Annotated in this window: 15 protein-coding genes and 1 pseudogene; 2 read left to right on the forward strand and 14 right to left on the reverse strand. The window is 35.6% G+C overall.

The annotated features are described in order from the left end of the window. Positions 1 to 94: 94 nt before the first annotated feature. The 14 genes from BMX83_RS05655 to BMX83_RS05720 form a co-directional block, all read right to left on the reverse strand. The gene (locus BMX83_RS05655; protein ID WP_091634544.1) at positions 95 to 1276 is read right to left on the reverse strand and encodes a class I SAM-dependent rRNA methyltransferase; all 1182 of its coding nucleotides are present in this window, start codon (positions 1274 to 1276) and stop codon (positions 95 to 97) included. Positions 1277 to 1400: 124 nt separating this feature from the next. Further along, positions 1401 to 3548, reverse strand: a complete 2148-nt coding sequence (locus BMX83_RS05660; RefSeq protein ID WP_091634546.1) for an LTA synthase family protein — start codon at positions 3546 to 3548, stop codon at positions 1401 to 1403. A 163-nt stretch (positions 3549 to 3711) separates the two neighbouring features. After that, positions 3712 to 5166: a sensor histidine kinase gene (locus tag BMX83_RS05665; RefSeq protein WP_245746638.1), complete on the reverse strand. Its 1455-nt coding sequence runs from the start codon at positions 5164 to 5166 to the stop codon at positions 3712 to 3714. Next, a complete protein-coding gene (locus tag BMX83_RS05670; RefSeq protein ID WP_091634549.1) occupies positions 5144 to 5854 on the reverse strand; it encodes a response regulator transcription factor in 711 nt (236 codons plus the stop codon). The genes BMX83_RS05665 and BMX83_RS05670 overlap by 23 nt, the downstream gene beginning before the upstream one ends. Positions 5855 to 6049: 195 nt before the next feature. Continuing rightward, positions 6050 to 6373: a single-stranded DNA-binding protein gene (locus BMX83_RS05675; protein WP_091634552.1), complete on the reverse strand. Its 324-nt coding sequence runs from the start codon at positions 6371 to 6373 to the stop codon at positions 6050 to 6052. Between the two features lie 146 nt (positions 6374 to 6519). Continuing rightward, positions 6520 to 6708, reverse strand: a complete 189-nt coding sequence (locus BMX83_RS05680; protein WP_091634555.1) for a DNA-directed RNA polymerase subunit beta — start codon at positions 6706 to 6708, stop codon at positions 6520 to 6522. Positions 6709 to 6748: 40 nt separating this feature from the next. Beyond that, a complete protein-coding gene (gene mreB / locus BMX83_RS05685) occupies positions 6749 to 7735 on the reverse strand; it encodes a rod shape-determining protein MreB (protein ID WP_091634557.1) in 987 nt (328 codons plus the stop codon). A gap of 201 nt (positions 7736 to 7936) precedes the next feature. Further along, on the reverse strand, positions 7937 to 9238 hold the full coding sequence (gene murA / locus BMX83_RS05690) for a UDP-N-acetylglucosamine 1-carboxyvinyltransferase (protein WP_091634560.1): 1302 nt from the start codon (positions 9236 to 9238) through the stop codon (positions 7937 to 7939). A 210-nt stretch (positions 9239 to 9448) separates the two neighbouring features. After that, the gene (locus BMX83_RS05695) at positions 9449 to 9679 is read right to left on the reverse strand and encodes a DUF1146 family protein (protein ID WP_091634563.1); all 231 of its coding nucleotides are present in this window, start codon (positions 9677 to 9679) and stop codon (positions 9449 to 9451) included. Between the two features lie 341 nt (positions 9680 to 10020). Further along, a complete protein-coding gene (gene upp / locus BMX83_RS05700; RefSeq protein ID WP_091634565.1) occupies positions 10021 to 10650 on the reverse strand; it encodes a uracil phosphoribosyltransferase in 630 nt (209 codons plus the stop codon). 92 nt (positions 10651 to 10742) lie between these two features. Further along, the gene (locus BMX83_RS05705; protein ID WP_091634567.1) at positions 10743 to 11753 is read right to left on the reverse strand and encodes an L-threonylcarbamoyladenylate synthase; all 1011 of its coding nucleotides are present in this window, start codon (positions 11751 to 11753) and stop codon (positions 10743 to 10745) included. Positions 11754 to 11765: 12 nt separating this feature from the next. Then, positions 11766 to 12635, reverse strand: a complete 870-nt coding sequence (prmC, locus tag BMX83_RS05710; RefSeq protein ID WP_091634569.1) for a peptide chain release factor N(5)-glutamine methyltransferase — start codon at positions 12633 to 12635, stop codon at positions 11766 to 11768. Continuing rightward, entirely contained in the window at positions 12625 to 13704 is a 1080-nt protein-coding gene (gene prfA / locus BMX83_RS05715) for a peptide chain release factor 1 (RefSeq protein ID WP_091634582.1), read from the reverse strand. The genes prmC and prfA overlap by 11 nt, the downstream gene beginning before the upstream one ends. A gap of 22 nt (positions 13705 to 13726) precedes the next feature. Beyond that, positions 13727 to 14305: a thymidine kinase gene (locus tag BMX83_RS05720; RefSeq protein ID WP_091634572.1), complete on the reverse strand. Its 579-nt coding sequence runs from the start codon at positions 14303 to 14305 to the stop codon at positions 13727 to 13729. A 285-nt stretch (positions 14306 to 14590) separates the two neighbouring features. Between BMX83_RS05720 and manA the strand changes: the two genes are divergently transcribed. Continuing rightward, complete coding sequence (manA, locus tag BMX83_RS05725; RefSeq protein WP_091634574.1) at positions 14591 to 15544, forward strand: mannose-6-phosphate isomerase, class I; 954 nt, start codon at positions 14591 to 14593, stop codon at positions 15542 to 15544. A gap of 199 nt (positions 15545 to 15743) precedes the next feature. Continuing rightward, a pseudogene (locus BMX83_RS05730) lies at positions 15744 to 15938 on the forward strand (hypothetical protein); the annotation flags it as partial.

Raw genomic sequence — 15938 nt, forward strand, 5'->3', positions numbered from 1 at the left:
TAAATCTTGTTTTATAAATCTTCGCCATTTTTTCACTAATTAATCATAACTCAAACAAAAAAAGAAGCAGTTTAAAAGCTGCTTCTCTTTTTTATTATTTCTTCGCTTTTTCTAAAGCAAACACCTTTAAATAATCTGATTCTGGATGTTGTTTATCTACTGGGAAATCCTCTGGCAAATGAAACTCTTCTAAAAGATACGCATCCACATTCAATCCTGAAAAGGCCTGATTAACGCTGTCAAAGAAATCATCCCTTGTTACATTCCATGCATTAGTGGAAGTAATGATTAATCCACCCGGCGCAAGAATATGAATCGCTTCTTTGACTAATTCAGTGTAGTCTTTATCAACACTGAATGTTCTCTTTTTAGTTCGAGCAAATGTTGGAGGATCTAGAACAATTAAATCAAATGTTAATCGGTGTTTCTTAGCATAATCCAAATATGAGAAGACATCCATTACACGTATCTCATGTTGATTACTATCTAATCCATTCACATCAAACTGTTCCTTAGTCCGTTCTTTACTCCGGTTTGCAACATCAACATTCACCGTTTTAATTGCGCCACCCATAGCTGCAGCAACAGAAAAAGCACCTGTATAACTGAAGGCGTTAAGAACCGTTTTTCCTAAGCCCCATTTTTCCATTATTTTTCTTCTTACATTTCGTTGGTCAAGAAATAATCCTGTCATCCAACCTTCATCAAGATAGATATTATAATGAATCCCGTTTTCTTTCACCACAAGAGGTTCCGAAGCTTTGTCGCCTCCAATGAATCGACTTTTGTGAGGCGCTTTTGGATAACGACATTTTTCATAAATACCCTTAAATTCAGGGACTGCTTTTTTAAACGCTTCTACAAGCATATCTTTTTGCTGATATATTCCATCACTATACCAAGAGAATACATAATAACCTTCGTAATAATCGATGGTTAACCCTCCAGCGCCGTCTCCTTCTCCATTAAAGAAACGAAAGGCTGTTGTTTGATCATCAGCGTAAAATGCTGTTCTTCTGTCATATGCTGCTTTAAATAATTGAGTGAAAAAGCTTTCATCTATTTGAATCGATTCATTTAAAGATAGGACATATCCAATCGTTTTTCTTTCTCTACCAATATAACCATAGGCAACAAATCTGTTATGCCTATCAACTAACTTAACAAACTCACCTTCAACGAGGTAATCTTTATTCACAAAATCCAATTCGAGAAGAAGTGGAAAGCCTTTTTTAATCCGATTTGTTGCTAATTCTTTGATTTTTAAAACGTTCATAACGTACTCCTTTTTAGTTTTACACTTTTAATTTTCATAATAAGTATATCATAAATACTAGATACACACAGAACTTAAAAAATGAAAAAGCAGACGTTAACTAACTTAACGTCCACTTTTACATTTAATTCAACTTGTCAAAATTTGGTTTTGTTTCAGGATCGAGCGTTTCAAGAAATTCGTTGTAATTCATTTCATCAATTAATTCGGGTGCATCTGATTCGTAGAGTGTTTCACTCGATAGGCCATCTCTTTGTTTTAATAACGTCTCACCATCTTCCGCATTCAAGCTATCCAACTGATCAGCGTAAATATAATCGTTAGGTTCAAACCCTTGAATAGTCGATGGTGTGTAAAAGCGGAGTAAATCAAGCATCATCATTTGATTAGAATGACTCAATTCTTCTCTGGCCCTATCTCGAATATCATGAAGTTCCTCAATCTCTTTTTCGGATAGTGTGTCTGTGATATCTGTACCTTCTTTATCATAAATCGTTTGACCAATAAATGTGTAATCTTCTGTCATGACGCGTCCATTTCTAAGAGGAACTGTATTATCATGATTTCCTGATAATAAATCTTGCCCCATGAATAAGAACTCGTCTGTCTCCATTCCTAACAAATGTAGAAGTGTCGGTAACATGTCTACTTGCCCACTAAAGGTTTCAAATTCTTTACCATTTCCAGCACCTGGTACGTGCATGATCAGAGGGACTCTCTGCATTTGTGCATCATCATACTCATTCCAGTCGCCTTCCTCTTTACCAACCAGTTCGGCTAAACGAGGATTACGCATGTTGGAAATACCATAATGATCACCATAAAGCACAACGATGGAATCTTCGTAAAGACCACTATTTTTTAGATAGTTAAAGAACTCTTCAATTGCCTGGTCCAAGTAGTTAGCAGTAGCAAAATACTGATTTATTGTGTCATCTGATGTTTGTGCAAGTGGGAACCCTTGATTCTTTTCATCTAAAGGATAAGGGAAGTGGTTCGTAACTGTCACAAATTTAGTATAGAAAGGTTGGGGTAACTTCTCAATATACTCAACAGAATCTTTGAAAAACAATTTATCTTTCAGGCCGTACTCTAATGAACGGTCCCCAGACACATTATAAAAGGCTGAATCAAAGAAGTAGTCATAACCAAAGTTACGATACGTGTCGGTTCTATTCCAGAATGACCCGACATTTCCATGAAACGCAGCGGATGTATAATTACCTTTTTGTTCTAAAATAGCTGGTGCTGCATGGAATGAATTGGTTGACCCAAGCGTTTGGAACGCGCTACCTTCGGATAAGCCATAGAGTGATGTTTCTGCTAAAACTTCCGCATCACTTGATTTACCCTGGCCAGTCTGATGGAAAAAGTTACTGAAACTGTATGAGTCTTCATTGTTATATAGACTATTTACAAACGGCATGACTTCGTGTTTAACGCCATTTTCATCTTCCAATTCATAGTTGATGACAAACTGCTGGACACTTTCCATCGCAATAACAATGACGTTCTTATCCTTGGCAGCGCCAAAATATTCTGGATTAGGCTCTTTATAATTATCTCTCGTAAAGTCAATAATATCATTTAACTGTGTTTCATCCGCACTTGCTCTAATTTGGCTATTTTGTGCTGTTTGAAAAAGATCATAACCAGAAAAGAAATTCAACCCCATATACTTAACAATATAATTTCTATCAAAAGTTCGTGTTAACAATTGTGGACGATCAATTTCTGCCAAAGTTAAGTTTCCTACGAAAAGTGATAGACCTAAAGCTGTTACAGCAAAAATTTCACGTTTTTTTACTGGTTTTTGATACAATTTCAAAACACTTTTACGTTTGCGTATATAAACCGCAACTAAAAGAACAATATCAAACCAATAAATAAAATCCCAAGGTCGCATCATCGCAAATGTAGACGCAATGACTCCTTTTGATACGTTATTTGATCCAACTAAGATATTTGTTGTTAAGAAATCTGAAAACTCCCTGTAATAAAGGACATTCGCGTAAAGTAACAATGTTGCCGCAAATAGGAACCCTAATAAAACAAAGAATGATGTCTTTGGCTTTTTAAAATAAAGTGAAATAGAAAATAGTATGAGGATGATTGCCAATGGATTAATAAATAATAGGAAGTTTTGAACAACGCCCGAAACACCTAAGTCAAACTCAATCCAGTAAGCTGCATATGTTTTCAGCCATAAAAATATACTGACTACTCCAAATAGCATATTCCTTCTATTGAAAATTTGTTTCTTTTTAAACATAACAAGTCCTTCTTTTTTTGTATTTTTAGTAATTATTCAGTTGATACGTTTTGAAACTCCTGAAACTAGACTCCATTATAATGCAAATGATAAGAATTAATCAATACAAAAGAATCTACGAAAAGAGCCGATGTTTTAATTTTTCTTAAAACATCGGCTCTTTTTACTCCTTATCAGGAAAAATAATGGTAAATATTGTTCCTTCGTTGACCTTGCTTTCGACATAGATATTTGCATTATGAAGTTGTACTAATTGCTGGACAATAGCTAGACCGAGGCCAGATTCCCCAAATTTTGTTTTCGTACGAGATAAATCTGCTTTATAGTATCTTTCCCAGATATTACCTATTTGAAACTCTGTCATTCCGATTCCAGTATCGCTAATGGTAATTTCTGTTCCATTTTTAACTTTTTTACTCGCTATTGTTATCGTGCCATTTTCAGTAAATTGAATAGCGTTTTTAATTAAATTAACTAATATTTGTTTCAAACGATCATAATCTGCGTAGACATGCAAATGTTCCATATCACCAATAACCAATTCATTGGAGGAGTCTTTAATAATCTCTTTCATCTGTTCACTTATCTCTTCGACTATTTCAGTAAGTGGAATACGATGCTTACTCAAGATAATCCGATTAGAGCGAATATTTTCATAGTCCATATTCTCACTAACTAATCGTATCAGTCGTCTTGTTTCTTTCCTCATAAGTTTTATACTTCTTAAGCGTTGACTTTCAGGAATAACATCATGTTCTAAACCTTCAAGCAGTCCATTAATTGTAGTCAATGGCGTCCGCATTTCGTGTGCAGCATCCTGCATAAAACTTTTCCTTCGCTCCTCTTGATTCAGGACCTCATCTTGAGATTCCTTCAAGGCAACTACCATACGGTTAAAATCTCTAGTCAGAAAATCTATTTCATCACGTTCACTATGTTCAAGTTGGATCGTATACTCGCCACCCGCAACTTTATGAGCAGCTTTTCGTAAACGATTAACGCGCTTCACTTGATAGTGAGCAAATATCACACTTAACAGTATGGCTGCCATGGCAGAAATCAAGAAGGCACTGAATAAGTCGCCCTTTAATTCTTCCATCTGGCGATTAATATGACTTACTGGAGCAGTGACAGTTATAAATCCCGCGAAATCTTGATTATTTTCATTGAAATAAGGCAAATATACGAGTGTTGTTTCACTGGGATTACCTAACAAATCTTCGCTGTGGGTCGTTAAAGAGATACGTTCGCCTGATTCGAGTTGATTAAGTTGCTCATCGTCAATATTTGCTCGAAAATTATTTGGCAAATTTGGATATAATATCGTTCCGTTTTTATTAAATACGAAAAAAGAAACTTCCTGTTCAGCCAGCACCTGACGAATCGTGTCTAATTGTGTTGGATTTATATCTTCATTAATGACAGATTCAGCATAACTAAATAAACGATTTTCTGTATCATTCAAGGCTGTTCTTCGACCAAAAAGGACTAAAGAAATAATAGTTATGGTCATCAGAAGAATAATTACAGCTAAAAAACCCAGAAACTGTTGAAAAAAGTAAGGAAGCTTCATTTTGGTTAAGGGTAGCTTCATCTTAGTTAATCGCTTCGGTATCATCGAACTTGTAACCTACTCCCCAAACGGTTTTAATGACTTGTGGTCCATTAGCAGAAACTTTCTGTCGTAATTTTTTAATATGCGCATCAACTGTACGCTCATCTCCGAAGTATTCATAGTCCCATACCAATTGCAGAAGTTGTTCTCTTGAAAAAACTCGTCTTGGACTATCTGCTAGTGTGAAAAGCAAATCGAATTCCTTTGGTGTTAAATTATTAAGCGACTGATTATATAAACTAACTTCCCGAGTAGTACGGTCCATTTTTAAATGCTCTGTTTCAATATCATAAGTTATTTCATCAATATCGATGGTCTCTTTGTGATTCACTCTTCTTAAAAGAGATTTTATTCGAGCAACAAGCGTAAGCGGACTGAAAGGTTTAGTAACATAGTCATCTGCACCAATTTCAAGACCAATCACTTCGTCGCTTTCAGAGTCTTTCGCTGTTAACATAATAATGGGGACTGTTTTTGATACTTTTCTAATTTCTTTACAAATAGTTATACCGTCCATTTCAGGCAGCATAATATCTAAGATAATTAAATCAAACGTATTGGGTGATTCCAGGTATTTATTTAATCCTTCTTTACCATTATGAAAAAATTTGGCTTCCCATTCTTCTTTCAGGAAAAACATTTCAATCATTTCACATACGGATTCATTATCTTCAATCATTAAAATATGCATAATTTTCCTTCTCTCTTCTTTGATTCAATCTTATTATACATACCATAGTTGAATTTTTTGTGTAAATCAATGCACGAAACTTAGAAATTAGCGTATTTGTGACAGTAAATTGAATAGAGCAGAGCAAGATTCAGCTACCGTTTAGAAGCTAGTCATCATACTCTGCACTAATTTATTTATTAAGTTTACCTTTTTTTAGTTTTTTGATTTTTTTTGAATAAACTCAATATCTTCAACGAGCATTTCAACAACATACTTTGTATCCTTATCATTTGTCTGATATGTTCGAGACTGCATTTTTCCATTTAGTGCGATAAGATCACCCTTGTTACAAAATTTTTCTAAAATTTCTGCTTTTTTACCCCAAACGACAAACGGAATAAAGTCTGCATCTGAGCTCCCGTCTTTTTTGAATGTTTTCCTTACTGCTAGAACATTATTCGTTACGAGTCTATCTTCACCCACGTTTCTTAACTCAACTTCTTTAACTATTCTTCCGACAAACGCTACTGTATTCATTTTATTCCTCTTTTCACATATAGTAGGAAAGCGTCTTCTCTTCCCCCTAGTATTAATATTGTGAAAAGAAAAAAAATCTCACGAAAAAAAAGGACATTTTGCAAATAATTTAATATTTCTTTGCAAAATGTCCTTTTTTATATTGTTTAAAAGATATAATTTAAAATATTCTGCCATATTTCAGGATTAAATACATCCATCGGATCTCCGGCTTCACCAATGACACTGTACCCAATCATGGTTCCTATTATAAATGCCAAAGCAACCAACAGAATGACGACAAGAACCTTCAAGATATATATAAGAATGTCTTTTGCAATTGTTTTCCACGTCATCAGGATTCACCTCGTTTTATTTTCTGACTGTTATTAAATCCTATCTTTTTCGATTTTTTAAATTTTCAAGAAGAATGCCTGTACCTAACGCAACAGAATCCAGTGGGTTTTCTGCTTTGAAAACAGGAACTTTCAATTCTTCAGCAAATAATAACTCTATCCCATCAAGTAATGCGCCCCCACCTGTTAATATGATACCACGGTCAATGATATCTGCAGATAACTCGGGAGGTGTTTGCTCTAAAACAGCTTTTGCTTGTTCAACGACAATAACCATTGACTCCTTGGTTGCTTCCAGTACCTCTAATGAGGTTATAGTGATAGTACGCGGAAGACCTGTGACCATGTCTCGTCCTCTAACGTCCATCTCATCATTGCGATTGTGATCATACATAACACCAATCTCTTTTTTTATTGTTTCAGCTGTTCTTTCTCCAATAAGCAATTTATGTTTCTTCTTAACATACTGGGTTATATCATTATCTAATGTATCTCCAGCAATCTTTATAGAACGGCTTGTAACGACACCACCCATAGATAAGACAGCGATATCACTCGTACCTCCACCAATATCTATAACCATATTACCGCTTGGCTGAAAAATATCCATACCTGCACCGATCGCAGCAACTTTGGGTTCCTCTTCAAGAAAAATATTTTTCCCGCCACTTTTCTCAGCTACTTCTATGATTGCTTTCTGTTCGATTGCTGTAATATTTGTTGGACAGCAAATTAGAATATTTGGTTTAGATAAAAAACCTTTTACATTTAGTTTATCAATGAAATACGTCAACATAGCTTCAGTTATATCAAAATCTGCTATAACGCCACCTTGGAGCGGACGAATTGCTTTAATATTTCCAGGTGTTCGTCCAACCATCATGTAAGCATCTTCACCTACTGCTAGGACTTCATTTGATTTAGTGTCTAAAGCTACGACAGAAGGTTCATTTAAAACGATACCCTTTCCTTTTACATGCACGAGTACATTTGCTGTTCCCAAGTCGATGCCAATATCTCTAGCCATCGTGTTTCTCCTCTCACCTATTCATTAACTTTTATTATTTCAAGATACATATTAAAAATTGTTTTTCTCTACTAATGATACTTAAGATTAGAAAAAAGAGCAACACTTAATTAACTTTTAATTTAGTACTATCAGTGATAAAGAAAAGAGAACGGTATATGAAGGCAAGCTTCTATTTCCGTTCTCTTTATTTTTTACTAATTAAGCAGAAACTATTTTATTTTCGCTTGTTTTCTTTGTGTCTTCACCAATTCGCTCAATATCCGCACCTAACTCTTTTAATTTAAGATGGAATTTAGAGTAACCCCTATCTAAATGATGAAGTTGAGTGACCTGAGTATAACCTTCAGATATTAGCCCCGCCAATATTAGAGAAGCTGCCGCGCGTAAATCTGTCGAAGCGACTTCAGCACCTTGGAGGTTCACGCCGCCTTGAATAATAAGGCTCTGACCATCAATCTGGAAGGACGCATTCATTTTACGCAACTCTTCCATGTGCATGAAACGATTTTCAAATACGGTTTCTCTCATAATACTGGTGCCTTTTGCGGTTAACTGAGCAATCGTCATAGGTGCTTGAAGATCTGTTGGATAACCAGGATAAGGTTGTGTTTTAACGTCTGTCGGAATTAGTTTTTCTGGGCCAATAACTTTAAGCCCTTCTGACGATTCTACAAACGTGGTCCCCATTTCTCTTAGCTTTGAAATCAAAGGTTTATTATGATCACTTACAGCATTTTTTATTAAGACCTCGCCTTGGGTAATGGCTGCAGCAATCATAAATGTTCCACTCTCAACGCGATCTGGAAGAACAGAATGCTCTGTACCTTTAAGTGATTCTACTCCTTTAATACGTAGAGAATCTGTGCCAGCTCCAACAATTTTAGCGCCCATTTTATTTAAAAAGTTCGCTAAATCAACAATTTCAGGCTCTCTAGCTACATTTTCGATTACGCTTGTCCCTTGAGCCATAGTAGCTGCCATCATTATATTTTGAGTAGCGCCAACACTTGGAAAATCTAAGTAAATGTTTGCAGCTTTTAGCCGATCAACAGATGCTTCGATATATCCATTTCCTACTTTTATATCTACGCCCATAGCTTCGAATCCCTTTAAGTGTAAGTCAATAGGACGAGATCCTATTGCACATCCACCAGGTAGCGCTACTTTGGCATAACCCGTACGCGCAAGCAAAGGTCCCATAACAACAATCGACGCGCGCATTTTGCTCATGAAATCAAATGGTGTATCAGTGTTTAATTTTTTTTCAGCATTTGTTTCAATTGTTTGATTCTCTTCGTCGAGTGAAACGTCGACATTTAAATGCTTTAATACTTCATTCATGATGTGAATATCAGAAAGAAGCGGTATATTATCTATAACATTTTTTCCTTTACTCGCTAATATTGTAGCAGCTAATATCGGAAGTGCAGCGTTTTTTGCTCCGTCTATATCAACAGAACCCTTTAGCTGGTTTCCTCCGCTTACTATGATTTTTTCCATTCTATGTCCTCCATTTTTCTGTTCCAGTGATTCTCCATTTTATATCTAATTTAAATGCTATTGGTAATAAATTAATGTTAGTACCTGTGTAGTTAAAAGCACACCTGATATAGTATATCAGAAAGTTTATAGAAGAGAAACAATATAAACTGCCTTCTTTAATAACATCTTTGTGACAGTAAACAACATTTATTACTCGTACTGTCATTGTTAAAATAAGAAAAATAAGTTCTGAATCGAAAGAATAAAATCAATAAAGAAATTACTTACAGTGTAACCAATGGCTATTGATATTAAAATATACAACGTTCGGGCTTGCGGAATATGATATTTTTTTATCCATACATCAGTCTTTAATGCTTGTAGGGCCCAAAAGGCTATAAAAACAAAAAACATATGTGAAACAAGGCTGGTTAGAGATTGCATCACGACAAGTGGCATACGTTTCATCCTTTCGTCATTATAGTAGCACAAACTTTAATATATTTCATTTGTTATGCATGTTACAAAAATAATTCATATCTATTATAAACTGTAATAAAAAAGCTGGTAATATTACATTAACAGGATACTATTTTTTTCTTTTTTAAAATTAGTATAGATTTTTTAGCAAAAATTCAACTTTTATATAAGATGAATTTAGATCTATCGTCTGTCTATTATTGCAACCCCGGCGGGATGTTTGGAAATAATGCTTCTAATGATTTAATTAAAAATAAATGACCGCAAAAAAATAGAAAAGGGCTTTTTTTAAATCTCAGCCCTTTTCCTTTTCGTTTAAATTACAATGTACCGAATAATCGGTCCCCGGCATCACCTAGTCCAGGTAAGATATATCCTTTTTCGTCTAGTTTTTCATCTAGAGATGCTGTGTAGATGCCTACATCTGGATGAGCATCTTGCAAGACTTTAACGCCTTCGGGTGCAGCAACTAAACAAACAAATTTAATGTTCGTCGCGCCACGTTTTTTCAGTGCATCGATGGCTGCAACAGCTGAACCACCTGTAGCTAACATGGGATCCACAACCAATAGTTCACGTTCTGATAAGTCAGAAGGCATTTTTATAAAGTATTCAACAGGTTCCATTGTATCATGATCACGATACATGCCTACATGTCCAACTTTGGCTGCTGGAATAAGATCTAGCATACCGTCTACCATTCCTAATCCAGCTCTTAAGATAGGAACAATAACGACTTTTTTCCCTGCTAACTGTTTCTGCACAGTTTTAACGATTGGTGTCTCAATTTCGATATCTCTCAGAGGCATTTCCCTAGAGACTTCATATGCCAGTAATCGGGCTATTTCATTAACAACTTCTCGAAAATACTTTGTTCCTGTGTTCTTATCTCGCAAAATCGTCAACTTATGCTGTATAAGCGGATGATCTATAACTTGAAAGTTTCCCATGATCAGGCTCCTTTATATCCTTTTTATCTCTTTTATTATTGTACAGAAAGTCATGCCGACTTTCCAGAAAAATTAAATGCTATCTTAATAAATCATAAAATACGCGTTGCTGCTTTTTCTAGTCGATTCATATAGGCTGCGCCGATGCCTTTCTTTTTATAAGGCTCAACCATTATCATAGACACCTTTTCATCATCTAATTTTCTTAAAGAATAAAACAATCTAGCAGCTGCTTGTTGTGGTGTATCTTTTTTTCCTAAAGAATAACATTTTCTTTGATCTGTTTTTAATTCATCAAGCCAATCATCACTTGTGAGCAAACCAATAGTTTCTCCATCACTTTCCAATTGGTTTACTATAGCTTTTGCCAAATCTAATTGGGTTGGCAATATCCACACAGGTTTTACCGGAGAATAATGTTTATATTTCATACCAGGTGATTTAGGCGCTGACGAATCCTTTAGTGTTGGATTACTTTCAAACACAGTTCCCAAAATGTCTTCTAATTCTTCAAATGTAACGCCGCCCGGACGAAGTATTGTCGGTTTATGAGGATCAGTTAAATCTAAAACAGTTGATTCCAATCCAATACCTGTTCTACCACCATCAAGAATTGCTCTAATCTTGCCATCTAAATCTTTTTTTACATGGCTAGCATCTGTTGGACTTGGTTTTCCTGACGTGTTCGCGCTTGGAGCAGCTAAAGGAACTCCGGATTTTTCAATGAGCTTTAATGCAATGGGATGATCAGGCATTCTTACTGCTATTGTGTCCAATCCGCCCGTTACGGATGTTGCTATCGGTCCTTTTTTATTTAATATAAGCGTGCAAGGTCCCGGCCAAAAATGACTAATAACTGTTTTTGCGATATCGGGAACTGATTGTACATATTGCTCCAACTGCTCTACCGAAGATATATGAATAATCAACGGATTATCGCTTGGACGGCCTTTTGCTTGGAATATTTTCTTTACCGCTTTTTCATTCGTGGCGTCTGCACCTAAGCCGTATACCGTTTCGGTTGGAAAAGCAACAACTTCACCATTCTTTAGATACTTGGAAGCTTGATCTAACTGGTTGGAATCAAGAAAATCTGTTTGCATTTTAATCTCCCTCTATTTATTGCTCGTCCTATTTTTAACATGTATTGTTCTGTCATGATTATTAATATCTTTGGATATAGTTACTGTAGCTTTTGGAAAATATTTTTGACATATCTTTTTGACGTATCCACCTTGTTGGTAACCAATTTCCAAAATCATACGTCCTTCTTTTTTTAATCTGCCAACTGATTGTTCTGCTATTTTTTTGTAAAAATAAAGACCTTCTTCCTCTGCGAATAAGGCAATATGTGGTTCAAAATCAATAACTGATTCATCCATAACGCTTCTTTCTGACTGACTTATATAAGGTGGGTTAGAGAGAATCAAATCAAATTCACCAGATACATTAGACAGCATATCACTCAAGACAAATGAAATATCAGCGCCTAATTTCTGTGCGTTTATTTTTGCAACGTCTAGGGCTGGTTGGCTAATGTCTATAGCTATGACCTCATCTTTAGGACGCTCAAGTTTATGACTTATAGCGAGAACACCAGAGCCTGTTCCTACATCTAGGACACGTAAAGGACGTTTCGGTAAACTTTCAATATAGTCATAAAACCATTCTTCCGTTTCCGGTCTTGGGATAAGAGTTGATTCTGTCACTTGGAACTTCCGATCATAAAACCACTCATGACCAACTATATGTTGCGGTGGTCTCCCTTTTCCTGCTTCTTTTATATCTCTAATGTAGTGAGCTTTACCTTCCTTATCCATTACTTTTTTCTGGCAACTAACAAAATCTGTCAGAGAGAGAGAAAAGCGTTCTTTCATTAACCACTTAGCAATATTCGGATCTTTTTTCTTTTGCTTTAAAAAAGAAGAAGCCCAAGAGAGGACTTCTGCATACGTTGATGATTCTTTAAATGATTCAGTATTCATTATTCTTCAACTGTTCCATTTTTCGAGATGTTTCCCACATTAAAAGAGGTTCAATGATTTCATCTAGCTTACCTGATAAAATCTGGTCCAATTTCTGTATCGTTAGGTTGATTCGGTGGTCAGTTACACGACTTTGTGGGAAGTTATAGGTACGAATCCGCTCAGAACGGTCCCCTGTTCCTACTGCCGATTTTCTTTCTGCATCCACTTCAGCTTGTGCTTCTTGAGTGATTTTATCATAAATTCGAGAACGCAGTATTTTCATCGCCTTGTCTCTATTTTTAAGTTGAGATCGTTCATCCTGCATGGCGACGACGATACCTGTCGGCTCATGGGTTAATCTAACCGCTGATGCCGTCTTGTTGACGTGCTGTCCGCCTGCTCCACTGGCATGATAAATATCTACCCTGATATCATTCTCATCAATATCTATTTCAACATCCTCTGCTTCAGGCATAACGACGACTGTAGCCGTAGATGTGTGAATGCGCCCTTGAGATTCTGTTTGGGGAACGCGCTGCACACGATGTGCGCCATTTTCATATTTTAATTTTGAATACACATTTGTGCCTGTGATCATAAGTGTTAATTCTTTAAATCCACCGGCATTTCCTAGACTTGTATCCAGGACTTCAGTTTTCCAACCTTGGCCATCTGCATATTTTTGATACATTTCAAACAAATCACTAGCAAAAAGCTGGGCTTCATCTCCACCTGCCGCACCACGAATCTCCATAATAATGTTTCGTTCATCATTTTCATCTTTAGGAAGCAACATCACTTTGAGTTCATCTTCCATTTTTTCCTTCTGTACTAATAGTTCATCACGCTCTTCTTTAGCGAGTTCTTCCATTTCGCTATCAAGAGATTCACTCAACATTTCTTCTGTATCTTTTAGCTCAGAAACGACACTTCTATATTTTCTGAATGTAGCCACCGTTTCTCTTAACTCAGCCTCTTCTTTACTTAATTTCATAAAACGTTCAGTATCGCTAATCACCTGAGGATCACTGAGTAATTCGTTCAGCTCATCATAACGATCTTCTACTTCTTCTAATCGATCAAACATACTCATCTTTATTCCCTCTTTCTTATTTACAGTTTATCAAAGGATTATGATAGTGTTTTCTACAGACTGGATAATAAGACTCATTACCGCCAATAGCAATTTGTTCACCTGTATATATAGGTTTCCCTTCATGTACGCGAAGATTCATGATTGCTTTTTTATGACAAAACCAGCATATCGTTTTCATTTCTTCAATTTTGTCTGCTAAAAGTAATAACTCCTGGGACCCTTCAAATAATTCATTTCTAAAGTCATTCTTTAGTCCAAATGCCATCACAGGTATAGATAGTTCATCAACTATTTTCGCTAATTGATTAACATGTTTTTTATTTAAAAATTGGGCTTCATCTATCAATACACAGGCCGTTTCTGTGGACATCTCTTTAACCACAGAAAAAATATCCATGTTATCTACAACAGGTATGGCTTTACGTTTTAAACCAATACGGCTAGATATATAACCTACCCCATCACGATCATCTATAGCACTAGTAAATAGGGCCACGGGTTTTTCTTGCTCTTCATAATTGTGTGCGACTTTTAATATTTCAATCGACTTTCCACTGTTCATTGCTCCATATCGAAAATACAGCTGTGCCATAGTTGATTACCTGCTTTCCCTAAAAATTCTTTGCTATTTATTCTTTATTTTCATAAAAGTTACTAATCCTTATAAATTATAAGTGAAGAAAGGAAAAAGTACAAGTGTACCTGGATAGGAATTAAAATTTAGTACGATGACTTTACTGTTCACTTTATATTATTGAGCTACTTTTATTCTTTAACAATCTAAATAACTTTTTAATATATAGTAAATTCGTCTATTTATCCAGAATATTTCACTGTTTTATGCTAGACTATAGAAAAAAGAGTGAGGAGTTTTAAAATGAATCATCCACTATTTCTAAAGGGTGTCTTTAAAGAAAAAATCTGGGGCGGAAAAAAATTAAAGCCTTTATTTGATTATGATATTCCAAGTGATAACACAGGAGAATTATGGGCAATAAGTGCACACAAGAATGGTGCAAGTACTGTTTTAAACGGACCATATAAAGGAAAACAATTAGATGAATTATGGGCAAATCATAAAGAGCTTTTTGGAGATGCTGAAGGAGATGTTTTTCCTTTACTCACAAAAATTATTGATGCACAGACAGATTTATCCGTGCAAGTTCATCCTGATGATGTTTACGGAAAAATGCATGAGAATGAATTAGGGAAAACAGAGTGCTGGTACATCATTGATGCGGAAGAAGGTTCAGAGATTGTTTATGGTCACCATGCGCAAAGTAAAGAAGAATTAGTTGAATTAATTAACAACGGCCAATGGGATAAGTTACTTAGAAAAAAAGAAGTTAAAGCAGGTGACTTCTTCTATGTCCCAAGTGGAACCATTCATGCTATCGGTGGCGGTATAGTTATCTTGGAAACTCAGCAGTCAAGTGACACAACTTATCGCGTTTATGATTATGATCGTATTCAAGATAATGGCGAGACGAGAGACTTGCATATTGAAGACTCAGTGGCCGTAACTTCGATCCCCCATACCGATCCAAATCTTGAAATGACTACAATTAATAAAGAAAACCACAGTGAAACAATACTCGTTTCAAATTCATTTTTCACTGTCAAAGAATGGAAAATTGATGGACATGCTCTCTTTAAAAAAGAAGGACCTTATACACTTGTTAGTGTTTTAAACGGCGAAGGTACATTAAATGTAAATAATGAATCTTATGCTGTATCTAAAGGAGATCACTTTATCCTTCCGCACTCAATTGAATCTTGGTCATTTAACGGTGCACTTCATGTGATAGCTTCTTATCCTGGTAATAATTAAAATTACTTTTTTATAACATAATAATACTAAAGAGACGGGAACATAAATGTCCCCGTCTCTTTAGTATTTCGGTTCTATAATTAATCGTGTTGGTGAGTTCTAACGAACTCGCTGGCACGTTTTTTTGTATATCAATAGAAAAAGGCCAGTAGATTCCCTTATAATTAAGTCGACGAAAACCAATCAAAGGAGAATCTACATGACCCACTCTCATATTATACGAAATTCACTAAATATTAAAGATGAAAACATTATTTTTGATGTAAATAATTATCTTTGTCCCGAAGAAAAGATAAAAGAGACGAACTACTTAGTTTATCAAGCTACATTGACATACAAGCCGAAGGCTTGTCATCACTGCGGATCGATGAATGAGGAACACTCGATTACTAAA

It is taken from the genome of Alkalibacterium gilvum (assembly GCF_900109085.1).
GTDB classification, from domain to species: Bacteria; Bacillota; Bacilli; order Lactobacillales; family Carnobacteriaceae_A; genus Alkalibacterium; species Alkalibacterium gilvum.